This window comes from Actinotignum urinale DSM 15805 (assembly GCF_000420445.1).
Classification (GTDB): domain Bacteria; phylum Actinomycetota; class Actinomycetes; order Actinomycetales; family Actinomycetaceae; genus Actinotignum; species Actinotignum urinale.
The window spans coordinates 37693-57838 of sequence record NZ_ATUY01000001.1; the positions used below are offsets into that span (position 1 = coordinate 37693).

A 20146-nucleotide genomic window follows, 5' to 3' on the forward strand; every position below is an offset into this window, starting at 1 on the left:
AATCCTATTCACGTGATAAATCAGCGGTCAGAGGATCAACCTTCGGCGCGCGCGTCACAATCTTGTGCCCCGCCCACAAAGCGAGGAAGAAGAACAAGCCCATGTAGCTCGACAGCACGGTGAGAACCGAACTTGTCCCCTGTAGAAGCTCGTGATTCTGCCCCACAATCACCACAATCAGCATAAATAGGGCGATTAGCGGACCCGCAGGATAGAAACGCGCCCTGAACGGCAACTCAGAAATATGATGTCCTTGAGCAATGAACGCCTTGCGGAACTTGTAATGGCACCAGGCAATACCCGTCCACGTAATGAAGCCTGCTAAACCAGACACGTTTAAGAGCCATAAGTATGCTGCGCCGTCGCCAATAAAGGATGTGAGGAAGGCAAATGCGCCAATAAGGGTGGTGGCAATAAGAGCGTTCATTGGCACCCCGTGGCGGCTCACGCGTCCGAAAATCTTCGGGGCGCTACCGTTGCGTGCCAGGGCATACAACATACGCGAGGAGACGTACATACCCGAATTACCCGCGGACAAAATCGCCGTCAAAATAACCGTATTCATAATTGTGGCGGAACCGACAATACCCGCTTTTTCAAAAATGAGTGTGAAGGGCGAAACCGCAACATCCTGAATATCTTCCGCCAAAAGATGCGGATCCGTGTAGGGAAGAAGGAAACCAATAACAAGAATTGCGCCGATATAGAACAGCAAAATACGGTAGAAAATAGCGTGAATTGCCTTGGGAATTGTCTTTTCGGGATCCTTGGTTTCACCCGAGGCAATACCCACCATTTCTGTTCCCTGGAAAGAGAAACCAGCGATCATGAAAATGGAGAAGGTTCCGAAGAAACCTCCGACGAAGGGAGCCTCGCCCACCGTCCAGTTTTTAGCACCCGGGCTCTCCCCCAGAATTCCCACAATCATGGCTATACCCACCGCGAGGAACACAATAACCGTCACAACTTTAATGAGGGCAAACCAGAACTCGGATTCACCGAACCCGCGAACCGTTAATGCATTAATCACAAAAAGAAGCGTAAGGAAGATGAAAGACCATATCCACGACGGAACTTTCGGGAACCAATATTTCATCACGATTCCAACGGCAACCAGTTCGGCCGCAACCGTAATCGCCCAGTTAAACCAGTAATTCCACCCCTGCGCAAAGCCGAACGAGGGCGAAACCCAACGTTTTGCCCATTCTTCAAAGGAGCCAACGGAAGGCAACCATGTGGACATTTCACCAAGGGACTGCATGAGAAGATAAACCATCATGCCGATTGCGCCGTATGCAAGGAGCGCACCACCCGGACCAGCCTTGGCAATCGAGCTACCCGAAGCAACCAGCAACCCCGTACCAATAGCTCCGCCAATAGCAATCATATTTAAGTGGCGCGAACTTAAACGACGGTTGAGCTGATGCTCCCCCTCGCCCGCGCTCGTATTTTCACGTGTTTCCATACGCATCCTCTACATTGAACACTCTGTGAGTTTATGGTGTTCTGCGTTGATTATTCTTCCATAGGATACCGCATTCACGGAAAAGCACATGAAATCGCCACTCTACGTACACATGTGACGTTTCAAGGTACGACGGTGGCGTGGCACCTTCATTTCTTCTCCGGCGTGCTCACGAAATCGTTCAATCAAATCATCCTCCAGTAATTCCTCATACTATGTAGAGCGGTTACTGGGGCTTTGGTCACTATGTGACTTTAAGGGAGAAATGTCTTCCACACCACAATTATCATATGGATGAGCAGATCCGTACAATACATATTGGGACCATTGGGCATAATTTGAAGATTTTGAACTGCTATACAAAAACCGCCGTTTCATTCTGTGAAACTAGCGGTTCGTAGTGGGCGATACTGGGATCGAACCAGTGACCTCTTCCGTGTCAGGGAAGCGCGCTCCCGCTGCGCCAATCGCCCGTGCTGCGAGGTGGGTACGGGATTCGAACCCGTGTACACGGCTTTGCAGGCCGTTGCCTCGCCTCTCGGCCAACCCACCGTGGTGATTATGAGATCTTTAGTTTTCTAGTTTTCTCAATAATCGAGCGGATGACGGGGTTCGAACCCGCGACCTCAACCTTGGCAAGGTTGCGCTCTACCAGCTGAGCTACATCCGCAGTAATCGTTTCCGATTTCTTTGCCGGCTTTCCGACGACGAATAAAAACTATACCTGTATTGCAAAGAATTTGTCCAGTCGTCATGATGAGGTTCATATCACCCCGAGGAGGTTTGAAAAATATCCTCTACCCTATGTACCCTTAATAAGTTCATCGGGCGATTAGCTCAGTGGTAGAGCGCTTCGTTCACACCGAAGAGGTCGTGGGTTCGAACCCCGCATCGCCCACCGATAGAATTGCTACCCCCTCATGTCCTGCGCTGTTGGCTCAACTATGGTGACCTACTCGAAACTCTCCCCTCCCTATGAGACTATTAAGGTATGAGAATTTGGCCAGGTAAACCATATCCCTTGGGCGCCACCTTTGATGGTGCCGGAACAAACTTCGCGATTTACTCATCCGTCGCAACAAAAGTTGAACTTTGCCTTCTTGACAACAAGAATAATGAAAACCGCATCGAACTACGAGAAGTCGATGCTAATGTATGGCACTGCTATCTGCCGAGCGTCCGTCCAGGGCAACGCTACGGCTATCGAATTCACGGCCCCTATGATCCGGACAACGGACACCGCTGTGATCCATCTAAATTCTTACTCGACCCTTACGCCAAAGCCATCGAAGGAAATATCGACAGCAACCAGGCAGTCTTTTCTTACGATTTTCTTGACCCCAGCAAGCCTTGCACCCAGGACTCTCTAGGACATGTCCCGGTTTCCGTCGTCATTAGCCCCTTCTTTGATTGGGGATATGATCGACCACCGCAACACAACTACAACGAAACCATTATTTACGAAGCTCACGTCAAAGGCTTCACCCAACGCCACCCAGACGTTCCTGAAGAACTGCGCGGAACCTACGCGGGAATGGCACACCCTCCCATTATTGACTACTTCAAAAGCCTAGGTGTTACCGCCGTCGAACTTATGCCCGTTCACCAGTTCATCAACGATACATCCCTTCAAGATCGCGGATTATCAAACTACTGGGGATACAACACCATCGGATTCTTCGCACCCCACAGCGGTTACGGCGTGAAGAGCGGGGGCGCGCACGTTGACGAATTCAAAGCCATGGTGAAGGCCTACCACGAAGCAAATATCGAAATTATTCTCGATGTTGTCTACAACCACACCGCTGAAGGAAACCACATGGGGCCAACATTGTCCTTCAAGGGCATTGATAACGAGTCCTACTACCGCCTCGTTCCGGATTCTAAGCAACACTATTTCGATACCACTGGAACCGGCAATTCACTCAATATGACCTCCCCGCATTCGCTCCAACTCATTATGGATTCTTTGCGTTACTGGGTCACGGATATGCATGTGGATGGTTTCCGATTCGATTTGGCGTCAACGCTCGCGCGCGAGTTGCACAGCGTCAACAAGCTCTCCAGCTTCTTCGATATTATTCAGCAGGACCCCGTAATTTCCCAGGTGAAGCTCATTGCCGAACCGTGGGATGTTGGGGAAGGTGGCTACCAGGTTGGCGGATTCCCGCCACTGTGGACAGAATGGAACGGCAAATACCGCGACACCGTGCGCGATATGTGGCGAGGCGAACCTGCTACCCTGCCCGAATTCGCCTCCCGCCTCACCGGCTCTGCGGATTTGTATGAAACATCTGGGCGTAGGCCTTTCGCTTCCATCAATTTCGTTACCGCACACGACGGTTTCACCCTCAACGACCTCGTGTCCTATAACGAAAAACATAACGATGCCAATGGAGAAGGCAATGCGGACGGTGAATCCAACAACCGTTCTTGGAACTGTGGCGAAGAAGGCCCCACAGATAACCCCGCCGTCACGTCGTTGCGCTCACGCCAACTGCGCAACTTTATGACAACACTTCTCCTATCACAGGGTATCCCCATGATTTCCCACGGTGATGAATTAGGGCGCACACAGGGCGGAAATAACAACACCTACTGCCAAGATAACGAAATTTCATGGATAGATTGGGAGCTAGACGAAGAAAAAATTTCACTCCTCAACTTTGTTCGTGAAACCATTAAATTCCGCAAGAACCACCCCATTTTCAGGAGGCGGCGCTTCCTGACGGGAACGGATAGCGTTGGCCAAGATGGCCTGCCGGAAATCGCGTGGTTCCAGCCAGAGGGAAGCCTTATGGTTACGGAAGACTGGGATAGTGGATTCGCACGTGCGCTCATGGTGTTCCTTAACGGTTCAGGGATTAAAGAACCCGATGAGCGCGGAAACCCCATTATTGACGACGATGTTCTCCTCATGTTCAACGCGGGCGACGAAGAACTAACGTTTACCATCCCCGAAGGTTCCTTTGGCAGGCAGTGGACAGAAGCGATAGATACGGCGGAAAGCGTTGAGTTGGATTCACAGTTGCTACCCGGAGAGTCCGTTGCATTGCTCCCCAAGAGTATGCGTGTCTTTGTGCATCCCTTCAGCGAGGATGAATTGAAGCCACTGCTGAGTAAGGCCACAATTGCGGTTCCCACAACGGTTCAGGCAACCGCAACCCCAACCTCGCAAGGGTATGTGAACAACGTTCACGATCCTTACCCTATGGCTACTAACTTAACCGCACATTTCAATGCGATAACTGCAGTGCCTAACGCACAACCTAATAATTAGGAGCGGTTACGTTTTCTGGCGCGCTGCGCAATTTTGCGTAGCGCGCCACTTGTTGCACGCTTGGCATAAAGTGCAAACTTGAGCGCCTTATAGAATGCCGGGCGCACGGGAACATCCCAGGCAGGAGCAACCGGAGTGTCCTCATGAACAAATTTACGCTTATATCCGCCAACGCCCGCCAACTGTGGGGCTCGTGGTGAATCAACGCCCATCATATCCACGGTTTGGACACCCATCTGTGCATAGGTCAGCATGGCAAAATAGTCGAGTAAATCAGTTGCACCAAGCTCACGCGCCTTCGCGCTTGCCGCGCCGTAATACAGGTATGCGCTCTTCGGGGTATGAATAGCAAGCGTCCACGCAATTGGTTCATCATTAAACCAGGCAACAAAAAGTCGTGAATATTCCGGGCCGAGCGCCGACAACATTTTTTCATACACAGCCTGCTCATTTACTCCGAAATGACTGTGCTCACCCGTTTCTTCCATAATCGGGTAAATTTCTGGGAACAGTGTGGAAGCGTTTTCTGTTTCGTCGCTACACCTTAAACCCTCTACACGCATACGTTGACGAACATTTTTCCTCCCGCGTTTACGGAAGGACGCAATAATTTCTTCACCAGTTTTATTCGCTACATCCACAATCGCGGTGTAATCATAGGTGACGCTTTGTAGAAGTTCGTGCATATCTGAACCCTCATACAATGCATGTAAACGCACAAAAGCAATACGCGAATCACGTGCCCGAATTCCAGCAACAAGTTGGGTGCGGAAAATGCGTTCCTCTTCAGGAGTTGGTGATTCCCCAATCCACACCGGCCCTTTTTTCGCCCACAAATACACGAATCCACGGCCCTGGAAGTGAGTCAAGGAAATCAATGCGCGAGGCTGTTCATCAACCATCCACACCAGGCGACCCCACGGAGCCCGCCCCGGAAGCTCGGCATCAAAAGCATCCCATATACATCGTTGTTCAACCGGAACATCCACATCGAGCGTGGAGGCGATAGTTTCATATTCGGCATTAGATACAGTAATGAATTCGCTGGTGTGCATATCGTCATTGTACCCGAATGCATCCCCATATTTTTCTACGTCCCTCTTACTTCCGCCCACGTCACTGACCTCGCCACAAAAACGTCTCATGCCACCAACATCTGCACTATCAAACGGCACCCAACAATCCCCCGGCTCTGCAACAACTCAACCACACGCTTATCCCCTATCCACAGCACCACCCAGCATTTCCCATCCACACTGTTCGCCACAGCATCCGATTTATCGAATAAAATAACATTTCTGTAACGGCGTGTCTGCGGTATATCAAGAGTTTCACAAGTTACTCTGTAGTCGTGTCTCAGATAGAAGCACCAGCGGATTTCTTAGAAGCCATAGAAACGTTACGTGGCCACACTTTCCGGCGTGATGTTCGTGTAGCACAAATACCACCGCCGGAAAATATTGCGCCATGGGCCGTCGCCCTTCAGGCTGAAACGGATGTTCCCAGCATAGATTCCCATCTACCCTACCGCGCCGGTTCACGCTTCATTGTGTTGTATGACCCCGAAAATATACACATGTGGGGTTCCCCGTTACGTATCGTATGCCACATAGGCGCCCCAATGGATACGACGATGGCCTCCGAAGAACTCATCACTCAAGTTGCGTGGAGTTGGCTTAATGAGGCTCTCGACGGACGAGGAGCCCGGCACACGAACCTCGTCGGAACAGTTACACGTACACAAAACTCTACGTTCGGCGGAATTGACCTCCACACATCCGCAACAGAACTTGAGTTGCGCGCATCATGGACACCCCACGGCACTGATTTATCCTCACACGTGCTAGCCTGGATTGATGCGTTATCTCTTGTTGCTGGGCTGGCCCCAGAAGGAACAGTATTGTTGATTCCGCGCCACTCAATTTGAACGCAAAGGTTCCGAGCTGTTCGGCATCCACCCAAATGGCGAGGTGTGAGCACCGGTAGCGAAGAATCACAACAGGAGTGAACCGCATATAAGTAACCGATAGGGAAAACCCGGCATACAAGGGGAATAACATTTCTTCCAACAATAAAAAACACGCCTATTCTCGCAAACGACGTTCACATAAGACACGGTCGGTAGATAATATCGCCACGCCCCTGCCACCGGGAGTTAAACATATTGATACTCCCCGAGGAGGCCTTCCGGAGTTAACGACCCGCGAAACACTCCCCAACGCAATTAAAGAGTTATCGCAAACGTCGGGCCCGTTCGCCATAGATACGGAACGCGCCATGGGAATTCGCTATTCAAACCGTGCATATCTCATACAGATTAAACGCGGAAACGGAAAAATCTACCTTGTTGACCCTATAGAAACTGAAGATCTTATGCCGGCTCTTGCCGAGGTTTTATCATCGGATCAATGGATTTTGCACGCGGCAGATCAGGATTTACCTTCACTTGCCCAGCTGGGGCTAACTCCCCTTACTCTTTTCGATACCGAAATGGCCGCCCTACTTCTTGGGGAGAAACATATTTCATTGCAGGCACAGCTTATGAAGCATGTTGGTGTCCATTTAGCGAAGGAACATTCAAATTCGGATTGGAGTAAACGTCCGTTAAACGCGGAACTTCGCGCCTATGCAGCACTCGATGTGGAATTTATGGTGGAGTTGCGTGATGCCCTGATCGATAGGCTTGATACTATGGGGCGTCTCGAATGGTGTCACCAGGAGTGCGAGGAAATTCGCACACAGAAGCCCAAACCTCCCAAAAAAGATCCCTGGCGGCGTTTCGCACGTGGCGCGAATATTACTAACCGTCGTAAATTGGGGATTTTACGAGAATTATGGGAAGAGCGCGACGCTATCGCCCGCGACAAAGATATATCTCCAGGCAAGGTTCTTAATTCCCAAGCGCTTGCCTTGTTGGCCGCACACCCTGGACGATCCCTGTCCGACGTGAAGCGTTCTCCGGTGTTACGACGGGAAAAACTGCGTTACCTCACCCCGTATTTTTGGGAGGCAATACGTCGCGGTTGGAACCTTACCGAGGAAAATCTTCCACCCCTTCACTTGGAATCGGAAGAAAAATATCCGGTGAATATGAGCGAGTGGAGTAAAAAGAATGATGCCGCGGCACTGCGTTGGGAAAAATTGCGTCCGCTGTTCCTTGAATTAGCTGAAGAACTAGGTATTCGCCAAGAAGTTCTCATGAAGCCTGCACGCCAGCGGGCTTTGGCGTGGAAAGGCTGGGATAGGCACGGGGTTGCTCACGCACTCGAAAAACTTGGTGCTCGCCCCTGGCAAATCGAATTGACGGCTCCCTACATTGAGGAAGCCTTCCGCCCCAGCTAAACCCTGAGCCAGGCACCAACGTCACCTCAAGCCCCTATTGGGCAACAGTAATCGTTTCGAAATGATGGGTGTTGGGGAACATATCGAGCGCCTGCATGGACACAATCCGACGCCCGCCCTCGTAAAGCGCGCGTACATCCCGCGCCATAGATGCAGCATCACAAGAAACAAGAACAATTCTGCATGCGGAGGAGCTCGCTATTTTTTTCGCCAGAGGAATACCTAGTCCTGTACGCGGAGGATCGGCAATAATAACGTCAGCATTCATTTCGTTCTCGCTCATACGCTCGTCAATATTTTTAGTTCGCGCAGTAGCTTGCGGGTAGGAACGCAGATTAGCTTTCGCATTGTCGACGGCACTGCGCGCACCCTCCAACGCAAGGATACTCCCCCGTTCGCCCACAATATCTGCGAGAGGCAATGTCATTAAGCCAGCCCCCGCATAGAGTTCAAGGACATGATCGCCACTCTCAACCTTCGCACAATCCACTACGGTGTGCGTCAGTTCTTTTCCGGCACTTTTATGCATCTGCCAAAACCCGTCGGCATTCACACGATAACGGTACTCTGTCCCGTTCACCGTCATCTTTTCATACACGTATGGCGTGTGGTTTTCTTCGCCGTTAACAGCCAGCACTCTGTTACCTACCACCACAACCGGTTCAGAGCCACTCGGGGCAACCGCTTTTACTTTTGCTCCATCGTGGAAAAGATTTTTTCCACGATTCTTGCCCGCAACACGGCTCATAAAGCTGCCATCAAATAACCCCACCCGCTCTTCAATCTCCGCAACCGCAAGTGGCATTCGTGAAATCGGAATAATTCGCCCCTTGCCTACGCGGTTCATGCCAAGCCTTCCGCCTTGTGCGGTGAGCTGGATTCTCGTGCGTGTATGCCAGCCGCCGGTCTCGTCGTCGCCTGGAATGGGACGGACGGTTGGTTCGATGCCTTGGTCTGCCAGATGATCCGTTAGCTTTTCCCCGCCGATTCTGCGCAGGGTTGAGCGCAACACCGTTGTTTTCCACACCTGTTGATAATCGAAACGCACGTGTTGAAGGCCTGCTCCCCCAACTCCGCCCGGACCGGCTTCTTCCCACGCGAGGGGTTGGCGGTAGGGCGACGGATTTTCGCACACCTCAAGCACTTCACCGCGAAGGAAGGTGGTTTTATCTCGTGTGATGCGCACTCGCACGGTTTCGCCGGGAAGCCCGAAATTTGCCATCACGGTTTTTCCGTCCACATGCCCGATGGCAACGCCTCCGTGCCCTATATCGGTTAGTTCAACTTTCACAGTTGTGTCCACTAGTTAGTCTTCTTCCGTTTGAATTTCGTAAGGTACCTGAACGAGCATGATACGCGAATCGTAGGATAAATCAGCAAAAATTCGCGGAACACTATGCTTAAGGAATATTCTGTGCCACAGGGTTGTGGACACAATTTTTGGAACTATGAGGATAACAACATCGTTCGGGTTGTTTTCTAAAAGTGCTCGTATATAGTCCACAATCGGTTCGCGCGTTCCGCCTGCGGGCGTACCTAAAACTGTGAGGCTCACCGGGATTTCTGATGCGCGCCACGCATTTTTTAAGGTGCGCGTCTGTTCGGGATAAAAATCGACGGTGATCGCGGTTGTTGTGGACGAGCGCAGAGTTCTTGCGTAGGTGACGGCCCTGAGGGTTGGAAGATCTAAGGTTGATACAAGGACGACGGTATGGCTGCGAACGGGAAGATAACGTCCGGACGTAATTTCTGCCGGCTTCAAATGTGCCGTCATTTTGCCTCGTCCTCGTTGGCTCATCATCATGATTCCAGCGGGCAGTGCCACGGCCGCCAAAGAGGTCAGTGCCCATAGCGGTGAAACGATAACGATATAGATTAAAATTCCGCCAGAACATGCACCGCAGACCACAAACATTAAACGGGCAATTGTTGCGTCTCTGCGCTCCTCGCGACGTTCCGACTTACGTAGAATCGCTGTGTTTGCCTGAGTGATTGCGGTGCAGGTGAGTACGAAAATCACGAAACACACAAAAACAAAGGCAACGGTTCCCGCGTGGGTGGTGGATAGGAACATGCCGAGAAATGCTGTCAGGATGGCAAAGCCCATAATCGCGGTACGACGTTCCCACTTGGCTTCTTTGGCTGCAAGAAATACGGGAATGGTGCGGTCAATGGCAAGACCGCGCAGAAGTTGCGGTAATCCGTCGTACAAACTAAATACGCTCACGACTCCGAAAATAATCATGCAGATACCGGAGACGAGGAGTCCGATTTTCCCCCACAGGGCGCTGGACATCACCAACTGAGGAACACCGACGGGGAGCGTCAGAATATTGACACGATTTTCCACATAGAAAGTGACAGCAATCACAAGTACGGCGGCGGTGAAAATTTTGGCGAGGAAACGTGTGTCTACGCGACGTTTTTTCATTTCCGGCCCAATATTTTCGGATACGAGAATGAGCAGAGCCGCAAGGAAACAAGAAATAATGAACACTGTTTCCAAGGGGCGCTGGATACGCGCGGGTATCTCCACAAGTTCAACGCGATTCACGAGGAGATCCATCATGGAAACAGGGTGGGTGGCTTCATACACGACACCCACAACGACGATAGCGATGACGGGAACGATGGCGCAAAGAAGCCCAATAATCATGAATGTGCGCGGAAATTTCCACCCTATCATAACGGGTAACACCCCGACGATAAGGATAGGAATCATAATAAATCTGCCGTCGAAAGTAATGGGGGTGAGGGCGTTAAATCCCAAACCCACCATTCCGGCGGACAAAATTAAAAGAAGTAGATACCCGACAACCCGGCACGAAGCAGTAATCATGCCAAAAGGGCGTCCCACATATTCGCTCACGAGCTGATGTGACGTTTTCGTGGGCAAGTGCCTCGTAATCCATCGCTGAGCCACAAAAACACAGGCCAATATTATAAGACCTAGAGATGCTATGGTGGCAACATGTGCTTCGTTCGCGTAGGGTGCGCCACGTTGAATAGCGCGAGGTAATACCAGGGTGGCGAGTGTTGCTGCCAGCGCCGCCCCTATTTTTGCATGTGCCGTATTTTTTTTGCGTTGTGCCATCACTAGCTAGGCTACCTTGTTCACGATAGTCTTGGGGTGTGCATTTTATAATTATGGGTTGCGGGCGCGTGGGCGCCACGTTAGCGATAAGCTTGGAAAATCTCGGACATTCGGTTGCTGTCATCGATCAGAACTCGGATGCTTTCATGAAGTTGCCCGATTCATTTAGCGGACAGCAGATTATTGGAACCGGTTTTGATCGCGATGTACTCCGGCGCGCGCATATCGAGGGTGCAGAAGGTTTTGCGGCGGTTTCCAATGGCGATAACTCGAATATTATTGCCGCGCGCGTCGCCCGAGAAACCTTTGGGTTAACAAATGTTGTTGCCCGCGTGTATGATCCGACTCGCGCAACCCTCTACGAACAGCTGGGTATTTCGACTGTTGCACCTGTCGCGTGGGTATCGGATCGTGTATTACGACGATTAATTCCCCTCGGCCCGCACATCAACACACACGATCCGGTGGCAAAGGTGTCCATGGTGGAGGTCAGTGTTGATGAACGCTGGTATGGCAGGGATGTTTCCGACATTCAAGAGGCAACGAATTCTCGCGTAGGGTATATTGTGCGTGCGAATCGTGGGATTATTCCGAGTGACGACACCATAATTCAAGATGGCGATGTTGTGCATATCCTGGTTCCTACCGATGATGCGGCTGGCGCGCAACATATTTTGTTGAATCCGGAGCGGTGAGGCGATGAGAGCTGTCATTATTGGGGCGAGGGCCGTTGGGCTACATGAAACAGGAGCGGTGCAATCATGAAAGTTTTAATCGTTGGGGCGGGGGCCGTTGGGCTGTCGGTTGCGAAAGAACTAACAAAATCCGGGCATGAAGTGTCCATTATTGATAAGAAAAATACGGCGATGTCGGTTTCTTCTGCACCAGAAGCCTCCTGGCATTTAGCTGACGCCTGCGAGATTCCGTCATTAAGGAGCGCGGGTGGCGAAGAAGCAGATATTTTGGTTGCGGCTACCGGCGACGATAAAGCCAACCTTGTGGTTTCCCTTCTGGCAAAAACAGAGTTCGGAATTGGGCGCGTTATTGCCCGTGTTAATAACCCAAAAAACGAATGGTTGTTTACAGACAATTGGGGTGTTGACGTCACAGTTTCGACACCCCAAATTATGACCACTCTGGTTGAGGATGCTGTTGCCGACGGGCGCGTCACCCAGGTACTCAAATTCCATAAAAGCGGGGCGAGCTTGTGGCAGGCAAGTATTAGCGAGGATGCCCCGATTATTGGACACACTTTGAAAGATATTTCTCTTCCCGGAGACGTCATTATTTGCGCTATTGTTCGCGACGGGGTTCCGGTTAAAGCCGATCCCGATATTCTCATAAACAGCGACGACCACATTCTCCTCCTTGCGGGTGAAGAAGCCGGAGATGTTCAGGGAATCGAGGGATACTTTAAGGCTGAACCCGCAAATAATCCTTAACGGGTGGAAGGCGACGTACAAGAAGCCATGTTGCCCAAAGAACCGCACAGAATAAAACCGGGCCACACACAATTTTGATGACGCTCAAGCTTGCCGTGTATCCGCCTCGATAGAGCGGAATTTGGATAATTGCGCGCAAGGCGAACATGGCAAACCATATCCACGTAATTTTTTGATAGGTTGCGCGCGTGGCTAATGCGACGGGATGTGAAGAGGTACGCCAATGCGATAAATCGCCACGCAACATACCCATCACAAAACCTAACGCCGGATATTTTGCGATAAGCGACATGCCCACAATGATTGCGTAGGCGGAATTTGTGAGGATACCGGGCAGAAAATACGCTTCACTTCGCCCGGAAAAATACGCGAAACCAGCTGATACCGCGACCATTCCAACACCGCCGAGCGCCGGGACAGGATCAATGCGTTGAATAAGCCTGACCACGACGGCAAACACTGAAAAAATGAGTGGAGCAATAACGCTTATCTTCATGTCACGCGTTGCAATATATGTGACGACGAAGATGAGTGCCGGCACATTGCTTTCAATAAGTCCGCGTGTTCCGCCTAATGCTTTCCAGGCGTCGAAATCTGTGCCAAGCGTCGCGCCAAGACGCGACGAGCGCGAAGCAGGTTCCTCAGGCTCTGCAGACTCCACCGGCTCCACATACTCCACAAACCCCTCAAACTCCACAGGCTCTACAGGTTGGGCGCTAGATGGCACGTCTGAGAATTCTGCATGGGCAGATGTGTTCGGACTATGTTCATCAGAGGCGTGTGTCATGGTGTCACCTGGAGAGGGTAAATTGAGGATTGTAGGCGTAACGGAACCCCTTTTTCACAAGGGGAACAATGCGTGCCTTTATTGTCTGTCCAACTTCCATGCAGGCAATCGTCGTACGTCCTTGAAAAATCAGTTGTACTGTTCCGTCGTCTGTTGTGACAAGAACATACACATTGGGAACCGCACCTATGGCAGGGTAGGTGATAGCAATAATTTCTCCTGTTATATCGACAGGCGAAGCCATTAGTGCACTTCTTTAATTTCCGGACCTCGTTGCGGAAGATCCAATGATGCTTCTTCTTCCTCGTCAGCTTCGCCGAGGTGAGGAAGGGTGAGGGAAATTAATTCGCGTGGGGGTTTCGGCACTTGACCGCGTACAACAACAATTTGATCGAGAAGATTTTGAATCAGGGCGTTTCCGTTCTCAAAATCAACAGCAGCCTTGCCGGTAACAGCAACTCTCAACAACCAGCGCGGACCGTCGAAACCAAGGAAACGAACCGGCGTAGCACCGTGTTCGGCGGGCATAACAGCTCGAATTTCCGTCCCAAAATCTCCCTCGTCTTCGGAGAAACGTCCACCTTGTTGCGCGACGGAGGTAATCACATCACCGCGAATCTCATCCCAGAGGTTTGCTGATTTCGGGGCGGCAAATACCTGGATTTGAATGGCAGAATCACCATAATCGTAAACGACTCCGAGGACAACTTCTTGTTCGTAATCGACCGAGAACTGAATTGTGGCGTTATCTACGTCTGGAATGTGAAGAGCACCAGCGTCGATAAGGTTAGGGATGTCGGCAATCTCGCTTTCATCCCAAGGACCATGTTTTTTAACGGTTTCTATACTCTCAGATGTTTCGGATTCCAAGGCAACTTGTTCTTCGTTTTCGTCGCTACCTTGATTTTTCTTTGAAAATCTTGAGAAAAATCCCATTACCTGCTCTTTTCTTGATTAACCGGCGCAATCCGCACAAACGGGAAGGCCGTCCTCCATATGATCTAATTGTGAACGATGGTGAACGAGGAAACACTGCGAACACGTAAATTCATCATCTTGAGCGGGGATAACATTCACTGAAAGTTCAAGATTGGATAAATCCGCTCCTGGAAGCTCAAACCCCTCGGCTGCCTCGACTTCGTCCTCATCGACTGCGCCTGACTGCTGGTCCGAATGGCGTCCTGCAACCAGGGGAAAGGCATCATCGCGTAGTTCTTCGTCCTGCTTGCGCGGAGCATCGTAATCTGTTGCCATATCTCACTCTCCAAGTAGTTTTCTACACCATGCGTAACATACGCATAAATATGCGTGGAAAAACATGTATAACACATTTTTTCACGTCAGACAAAATGGTTTCGCGCGCTAAGTGTAACAGTAAGCGGTAAAAAGTAAAACACACCGCTAAGATATGAAAGAATAGTGGGAAATCGTGGCACTCTTGTAGGGAGTCATTGAGTTAGGGATGTTATGAAGAAACTTGAACTTCTGGGGGTTCAACCCGGTGAAGATAATTTAATGCTGAACGATGCCGAGGGCAACCGTTACCTTCTTCCTATGACTGATGCCTTGCGTGCGGCCCTTCGTAAGGATCGCACCCCACATACATCCGCGCGTGACCCACAAACTCCCATGAGCCCCCGCGAAATTCAGGCACTTCTTCGTGAAGGGCGAACTGTTGAAGATATTTCCGAGATTACCTCGATTCCAGCTTCCCGTATTTCTGCGCTTGCTCGCCCCATTGAAGCAGAGCGTAACTACACGGCGTTAACTGCCCGCCAATACACTATGGGGCGAGATATTGGTGGTTTTTCACTCGAGGAACTCGTTACCTCGCGCCTTGTCGGGCGCGGAGTTGACGTCACCACACTTGAATGGGACGCGACGCGCAAAGCCGATAATCCCTGGATGCTTCGCCTCACCTTCACATCAGCTAGTCGCGAACATGTGGCATTATGGGCAATTAATCTCGATAAAAAATCGGTAACTGCCCACAACGATGAAGCGTCTTGGCTGTCCGAAACCTCCCTGAGCACAGATGCTGGGCCGTGGCGTCCCGCCAATACTCCCCCGGCTCCCCAGGTTGCTGATTCTCCTCAGCAAGACTCCCCAGATATTCGCCAAGAATCTGTTGTTGATGAGGTTCTTGCCAGCCTGGATTCCCAACGCGGTAAAAATCGCCCAATGCCAGATGCCGATATTGATGTTGATCCCGACGATTTCGACGGAGCGCATTTCGCACCCGAAGAGGTGCAGGATTCAGGTGATAAGAAGGGGCCAGCCACCATTGTTGCCCTCCCCTCACGAATGGAACAGCTCAGCGGGCAAGCAGCTCTTCTTGAGCCAGAAAATGTGGATAACAGTTCCTCGAAAAAAGCGGGAACGAAAGGTGGAAGCGCAATTTCTGGTGTCTCAGCCGTTCGCCCACTCACCTCTGAAGATAACGAAACATCATCGCCTCGCCACGGCAGAAAAGGCAAAAAGGCAGAGGCCGAGAGCTCTGGGGATACTTCTAAATCCTCGTCGAAAAAGAAGAAAAATTCTCGACCATCCATGCCGGCCTGGGACGAAATTATCTTCGGCAAAAAAGACGATTAGTTGTTGATGCACGCAAGAATGGGTTGTGGCACCCAGTGTTAATAACGAACTAGTTATGGCACCCCGCGTCAATAACAAACTAGTTATGGTAGTCCGCCTCAACAACGAACTAGTTATAGCAACCCCGCACGTTAATAACAAACTAATTATGGTAGCTAGCGCGTCAATAACGAACGCGCATTAGACGAGTTCTGCGAACAACGGAACCAACATTTCACGACGGGTGAGCGAGCCGTGCACGCCTTTCAAAAATGGCATACCCGGTTTGCGCCCCCTGCTATCCACAATACTGAGTCGGCCCGCTTGGAATGCGAGAACATCGCCCATCACAGAGGCAGAATGAGTGCTGAGTTCACCGAAAAGCCCTAAAGTTCGACATTCTTCTTTGGTCAGAACCCACGAATCTTCCCCAAGATAGGAACGCCAACGTTCAGAAACATTTTCGGGTTCCTTCGTGTAGAGGTGCAGGGCGCGTTCTTCGCCCGATACAAGATCAACTCCCTGAGCGAGGTTTGGTGTTTGAGCAATATCGATGCGCCGGTTCGGGTCAATCATCCCGTGATCTGCGCTCACAATAATGAGGGTGTCTTTAGGGAGTTTTTGGGCAAGATAAGCTAGGCCTGCATCACAAATTTCGAGGTTTGCCGTCCATTCCTCAGATTCACTGCCGTAGCGGTGGCCTGCATGATCCACATCTCCCCAATAAAAATATGCGAAACGCCCACCCGACCTCAGGAAACGAGCTGTTGCATTAGCCCGCTCCTCAAATGTTGCACAGCCCTGGCTCGGCATCCCCCTCCAGGCCGCCAATGTTAAGCCCGACCCCTCGTGTTTCGGTTCGTGGAAAGCCATCAACATGGGTGTTTCTTTATTATTTTCCGTGTCCGAAGCCGAAATACCCTGCGTAAAAGATGGGGATGAAAAGCTCGTCGTAGAAGTGGCAGAAGAAAAGCCATGCGCAGAAGTAGCAGAAGAAGAAAACCCGTGCGCTAAAGCGCCAGAAGAACGAGATTCACACGTATCAACACTAGAGACGCCGCCTCCTAGTTGCTCTGCCAAGGTGGGGATGGGTTGCCACTTTCGCTGATCCACCCCGGAATTCTCGAAGGTAATAAGGGAAAAATTCTGTTGAGTGACGGGAGATTTAAGCGAGTAGGACAGCATGGCGGTTTGTCCGGGCAACTCTCCCGTAGCAAGAGCTGTTAAGGCGGCAGCCGTTGTGGATGGCGCGCATGTTATGAGGGGTTCACGCTGTGTCCAGTTTCGCAATGTTGGTGCGTGCCCTATTCGACCAGCAAGATTCTCATACCCAAGTCCGTCCACAAGAACCAAACAAACCCGCGAAACCTGAGGTAAATCAAGGAGTTTGCGAGCCTGTGCTCCCGTGCCCAAGCTCGTGACAGTAGGCAAACCAACCGCATCCAGGCACGCCGGCATGAGGGCTCGAAGGGAGCGCGAAGAGGGCAGGAGGAAATCCGCCGGGGGCACATTATTTTGCGCACTGTTCGACGAATTATTTTCGCCGGGCACCCGTCGTCGTACATTTTCTTCCCGATAATCACACATACCCCCATTTTACCTGTGGTAACGGACATAAAACGCGACCATCTTCTCGCACCCCACCACAAAACCTGGGAAAATGGAAAAATGGCTTCAACCAAAAAAACCAAGGAACATATTCTCGATATTGATGTTTCCGCAGAAATGCGCACGTCGTTCCTTGAATATTCCTACTCTGTGATTTACGCACGCGCCCTGCCCGATGCGCGCGATGGGCTCAAACCCGTTCAGCGCAGAATCCTCTTCCAAATGGGGCAAATGGGGTTGCGCCCCGATAAGGGGCACGTGAAATCTTCGCGCGTTGTCGGGGATGTGATGGGGCGCCTCCACCCGCACGGGGACACCGCAATTTACGACGCCATGGTGCGCCTCGCACAGCCGTTCACGATGCGCCTACCTTTTGTGGATGGTCACGGTAATTTTGGTTCTCTTGACGACGGACCAGCGGCTTCACGTTACACGGAAGTCCGCATGGCGCCGGCATCCCTGCCCATGATTGCGTCTCTTAGTGAAGATGTTGTCAATATGGTTCCCAACTATGACAACACACTTGAGCAACCCGAGGTCCTTCCCGCGGCCATTCCTAACCTTTTGGTGAATGGTTCCTCAGGTATTGCTGTTGGTATGGCTACAAATATTCCGCCCCACAACCTGGTTGAAGTGATTAATGGCGCGAAATATTTGTTGAAGAACCCGGATGCCACCCTTGATGAGCTCATGCGTTTCATTCCGGGGCCGGATCTTCCCGAGGGCGGGAAAATTATTGGGCTGGAAGGGATTCGTAGCGCCTACGAAGAGGGGCGCGGTATTTTCAAGACTCGCGCCACCTGCCATGTGGAAAAAATTACGGCACGCAAACGCGGGCTTGTTTTTACGGAACTCCCCTATCTTGTTGGCCCGGAAAAAGTTATTGATAAGCTCAAGGATGCCGTGACGTCCAAGAAGATTCAGGGTGTTTCCGGGGTACAGAATTTGACGGATCGTCACCACGGGATGCGGCTCGTCGTCGAACTGAAAACGGGATTTAATCCTGATGCGGTGCTTGCGCAGCTGTATAAACATACTCCGCTCGAAGATTCTTTCGGGATTAATAATGTTGCTTTGGTTTGTGGCCAGCCACAAACGCTAGGTTTGAAGCCACTCTTGCAGGTTTGGGTTGATCACAGGATTTCCGTGACTCGCCGGCGCACAGAGTACCGTTTACAGGCTGCGAAGAAGGATCTTCATCTTGTTGAGGGACTTCTTATCGCGGTTCTCAATATCGACGAGGTTATTGCGGTGATTCGCAGCTCCGACGATGTGGGCACCGCGCGCGAACGACTCATGAAGGTGTTTGATTTAAGTGAGGAGCAAGCGAATTATATTCTTGAGTTGCGTTTGCGTCGCCTGACGAAATATTCACAGATTGAGTTGGAGCAGCGTCGCGACGAACTTGAGGAAACGATTAAACGGTTGGAGGCAATTCTTGCCGATCCCGAGGTGCTCAAGCAGACTGTCAGCGATGAAATGACGGAGATTGCTCGCACTTTTGGCACGCCAAGGCGAACAATTCTTCTCGAATCCGATGGCGCAATTGTGGAGGACCCCAAGAATATTCCACTGGAAATCGCCGATGATCCCACCTGGGTGCTCCATTCGGCAACCGGGCTCGTGGCGCGAACTACGGACGGGACTCCCCCTGAGCGTCTCGGGCCACGCAAGGCACATGATGCCATTATTTCTCGCGTAAAAACGACGGCGCGTGCCCAACTTGGTGTGGTAACGAACCGCGGGCGGGTTCTTACGCTGGATGCCGTGACGATTCCGACTATCGCAGATGTTGCGGGTGCACCATCGCTTGCGGGTGGCGCACCTCTTCGCGAACTTGTTGCTTTGGAGAAGGGCGAGGCGCCTCTGGGGCTTATTTCTCTTGAAGATGAGTCTCCTCGCGTTCTCACTCTGGCAACCCGGCAGGGTAAAGTGAAGCGCGTCAATCATGATATTCCCGCCAATAAGGACGCTTGGGATGTGATAACTCTCGCGCCGGGAGATGACGTGGTTGGTTGCGGTTTCAGCGCGGATTCGGATCAACTTGTTTTTGTGACGACGGATGCGCAACTTCTGCGTTTTGAGGCGGGTTTGGTTCGCCCGCAAGGCAGGGCCGGCCAGGGAATTGCCGGTATTAAGCTCGCCGACGGAGCTGAACTTCTGCATCTTGGCGTTGTTGATGGCGACGATATTGCCGGAAGTTTAGTGGTGACGATTGCTGGACCACGTGATGCGTTGCCCGGTACTGTTTCGGGTAGCGCAAAAGTTACACCTCTTGATCGTTTCCCCTCAAAGGGACGTGCGACGGGCGGGGTTCGTGCTCAACGTTTCTTGCGCGGTGAAGATACTCTGTTACTCGCCTATATTGGCGCTGAGCCTTTGCGTGGCGTATCGGATAGCGGGCAACCCGTGGATCTTCCGGAAGTTGAAGAAAAGCGCGATGCTTCAGGGCGCGCGTTACCTGCACCCATCCACGGAATCGGGTAAGGCACCTACCTCAAACGGCCATTCAGAAAAATCCGCCCTGCACCCAACCACGGAATCGGGTAGGGCG

The 20146-nt window shown here is 51.4% G+C and carries 16 protein-coding genes and 4 tRNA genes; 8 read left to right on the forward strand and 12 right to left on the reverse strand.

The window, feature by feature from the left end; genetic code table 11:
- Positions 1 to 4 precede the first annotated feature (4 nt).
- From G445_RS0100165 to G445_RS0100180, 4 genes are all read right to left on the reverse strand, one after another.
- Positions 5 to 1471, reverse strand: coding sequence for an amino acid permease (locus tag G445_RS0100165; protein WP_022865560.1), 1467 nt, complete (start codon positions 1469 to 1471; stop codon positions 5 to 7).
- Between the two features lie 395 nt (positions 1472 to 1866).
- Positions 1867 to 1938 (reverse strand) — tRNA-Val (locus G445_RS0100170).
- Positions 1939 to 1946: 8 nt separating this feature from the next.
- Positions 1947 to 2017, reverse strand: a tRNA-Cys gene (locus G445_RS0100175).
- A gap of 45 nt (positions 2018 to 2062) precedes the next feature.
- A tRNA-Gly gene (locus tag G445_RS0100180) sits at positions 2063 to 2135 on the reverse strand.
- Positions 2136 to 2291: 156 nt separating this feature from the next.
- Here G445_RS0100180 and G445_RS0100185 point away from each other — a divergent pair.
- Together G445_RS0100185 and glgX are read left to right on the forward strand one after the other, a co-directional pair.
- Positions 2292 to 2363 (forward strand) — tRNA-Val (locus G445_RS0100185).
- A gap of 93 nt (positions 2364 to 2456) precedes the next feature.
- Positions 2457 to 4745 (forward strand): glycogen debranching protein GlgX, encoded by a 2289-nt coding sequence (gene glgX, locus G445_RS08800; RefSeq protein ID WP_022865561.1) that lies wholly within the window; start codon positions 2457 to 2459, stop codon positions 4743 to 4745.
- Here glgX and G445_RS08805 read toward each other — a convergent pair.
- Positions 4742 to 5920 carry a lipid II:glycine glycyltransferase FemX gene (locus tag G445_RS08805; RefSeq protein WP_084676322.1) on the reverse strand — a complete coding sequence of 393 codons (1179 nt, stop codon included), beginning with the start codon at positions 5918 to 5920 and terminating at the stop codon, positions 4742 to 4744. The two genes, glgX and G445_RS08805, sit on opposite strands and share 4 nt — an antisense overlap.
- Positions 5921 to 6096: 176 nt before the next feature.
- Here G445_RS08805 and G445_RS0100200 point away from each other — a divergent pair, with 176 nt between their 5' ends.
- Together G445_RS0100200 and G445_RS0100205 are read left to right on the forward strand one after the other, a co-directional pair.
- On the forward strand, positions 6097 to 6672 hold the full coding sequence (locus G445_RS0100200; protein WP_022865563.1) for a DUF3000 domain-containing protein: 576 nt from the start codon (positions 6097 to 6099) through the stop codon (positions 6670 to 6672).
- A 236-nt stretch (positions 6673 to 6908) separates the two neighbouring features.
- Positions 6909 to 8087, forward strand: a complete 1179-nt coding sequence (locus tag G445_RS0100205) for an HRDC domain-containing protein (RefSeq protein ID WP_306718257.1) — start codon at positions 6909 to 6911, stop codon at positions 8085 to 8087.
- A gap of 34 nt (positions 8088 to 8121) precedes the next feature.
- On the opposite strand, the gene G445_RS0100210 is transcribed toward G445_RS0100205, so the two are convergent.
- Positions 8122 to 9378: a class I SAM-dependent RNA methyltransferase gene (locus tag G445_RS0100210; protein WP_084676364.1), complete on the reverse strand. Its 1257-nt coding sequence runs from the start codon at positions 9376 to 9378 to the stop codon at positions 8122 to 8124.
- Positions 9379 to 9393: 15 nt separating this feature from the next.
- Positions 9394 to 11181 carry a hypothetical protein gene (locus tag G445_RS0100215; protein WP_022865566.1) on the reverse strand — a complete coding sequence of 596 codons (1788 nt, stop codon included), beginning with the start codon at positions 11179 to 11181 and terminating at the stop codon, positions 9394 to 9396.
- A 38-nt stretch (positions 11182 to 11219) separates the two neighbouring features.
- On the opposite strand from G445_RS0100215, the gene G445_RS0100220 reads away from it, so the two are divergent.
- Positions 11220 to 11876: a potassium channel family protein gene (locus G445_RS0100220; protein ID WP_026420807.1), complete on the forward strand. Its 657-nt coding sequence runs from the start codon at positions 11220 to 11222 to the stop codon at positions 11874 to 11876.
- A gap of 66 nt (positions 11877 to 11942) precedes the next feature.
- Entirely contained in the window at positions 11943 to 12623 is a 681-nt protein-coding gene (locus G445_RS08810; RefSeq protein ID WP_022865568.1) for a potassium channel family protein, read from the forward strand.
- On the opposite strand, the gene G445_RS08815 is transcribed toward G445_RS08810, so the two are convergent.
- The 4 genes from G445_RS08815 to G445_RS0100245 are packed head-to-tail and all read right to left on the reverse strand — an operon-like array spanning position 12595 to position 14664.
- Complete coding sequence (locus tag G445_RS08815) at positions 12595 to 13410, reverse strand: DUF3159 domain-containing protein (protein ID WP_022865569.1); 816 nt, start codon at positions 13408 to 13410, stop codon at positions 12595 to 12597. The two genes, G445_RS08810 and G445_RS08815, sit on opposite strands and share 29 nt — an antisense overlap.
- 4 nt (positions 13411 to 13414) lie before the next feature.
- Entirely contained in the window at positions 13415 to 13654 is a 240-nt protein-coding gene (locus G445_RS0100235) for a hypothetical protein (protein WP_022865570.1), read from the reverse strand.
- The gene (locus G445_RS0100240) at positions 13654 to 14346 is read right to left on the reverse strand and encodes a DUF3710 domain-containing protein (protein WP_022865571.1); all 693 of its coding nucleotides are present in this window, start codon (positions 14344 to 14346) and stop codon (positions 13654 to 13656) included. Before G445_RS0100240 ends, G445_RS0100235 begins: the two co-directional genes overlap by 1 nt.
- An 18-nt stretch (positions 14347 to 14364) precedes the next feature.
- Positions 14365 to 14664, reverse strand: a complete 300-nt coding sequence (locus G445_RS0100245; protein ID WP_022865572.1) for a DUF4193 domain-containing protein — start codon at positions 14662 to 14664, stop codon at positions 14365 to 14367.
- A 213-nt stretch (positions 14665 to 14877) separates the two neighbouring features.
- On the opposite strand from G445_RS0100245, the gene sepH reads away from it, so the two are divergent.
- A complete protein-coding gene (gene sepH, locus G445_RS0100250; protein WP_022865573.1) occupies positions 14878 to 16005 on the forward strand; it encodes a septation protein SepH in 1128 nt (375 codons plus the stop codon).
- A 180-nt stretch (positions 16006 to 16185) separates the two neighbouring features.
- Here the strand turns inward: sepH and G445_RS10655 are convergent, their stop codons facing one another.
- Positions 16186 to 17571 carry an alkaline phosphatase family protein gene (locus G445_RS10655; RefSeq protein ID WP_084676329.1) on the reverse strand — a complete coding sequence of 462 codons (1386 nt, stop codon included), beginning with the start codon at positions 17569 to 17571 and terminating at the stop codon, positions 16186 to 16188.
- 81 nt (positions 17572 to 17652) lie between these two features.
- Between G445_RS10655 and G445_RS0100260 the strand changes: the two genes are divergently transcribed.
- Positions 17653 to 20079 (forward strand): DNA gyrase/topoisomerase IV subunit A, encoded by a 2427-nt coding sequence (locus G445_RS0100260; protein ID WP_022865575.1) that lies wholly within the window; start codon positions 17653 to 17655, stop codon positions 20077 to 20079.
- The last annotated feature ends 67 nt before the right edge of the window (positions 20080 to 20146 follow it).

Excerpts from the sequence above, each read along its gene's own strand:
- G445_RS0100165 (WP_022865560.1), bottom strand. The coding sequence starts at position 1,471 with ATGCGTATGGAAACACGTGAAAATACGAGCGCGGGCGAGGGGGAGCAT.
- glgX (WP_022865561.1), top strand. The coding sequence starts at position 2,457 with ATGAGAATTTGGCCAGGTAAACCATATCCCTTGGGCGCCACCTTTGAT.
- G445_RS0100215 (WP_022865566.1), bottom strand. The coding sequence starts at position 11,181 with ATGGCACAACGCAAAAAAAATACGGCACATGCAAAAATAGGGGCGGCG.
- G445_RS08810 (WP_022865568.1), top strand. The coding sequence starts at position 11,943 with ATGAAAGTTTTAATCGTTGGGGCGGGGGCCGTTGGGCTGTCGGTTGCG.
- G445_RS08815 (WP_022865569.1), bottom strand. The coding sequence starts at position 13,410 with ATGACACACGCCTCTGATGAACATAGTCCGAACACATCTGCCCATGCA.
- G445_RS0100235 (WP_022865570.1), bottom strand. The coding sequence starts at position 13,654 with ATGGCTTCGCCTGTCGATATAACAGGAGAAATTATTGCTATCACCTAC.
- G445_RS0100240 (WP_022865571.1), bottom strand. The coding sequence starts at position 14,346 with ATGGGATTTTTCTCAAGATTTTCAAAGAAAAATCAAGGTAGCGACGAA.
- G445_RS0100245 (WP_022865572.1), bottom strand. The coding sequence starts at position 14,664 with ATGGCAACAGATTACGATGCTCCGCGCAAGCAGGACGAAGAACTACGC.
- sepH (WP_022865573.1), top strand. The coding sequence starts at position 14,878 with ATGAAGAAACTTGAACTTCTGGGGGTTCAACCCGGTGAAGATAATTTA.
- G445_RS10655 (WP_084676329.1), bottom strand. The coding sequence starts at position 17,571 with ATGTGTGATTATCGGGAAGAAAATGTACGACGACGGGTGCCCGGCGAA.
- G445_RS0100260 (WP_022865575.1), top strand. The coding sequence starts at position 17,653 with ATGGCTTCAACCAAAAAAACCAAGGAACATATTCTCGATATTGATGTT.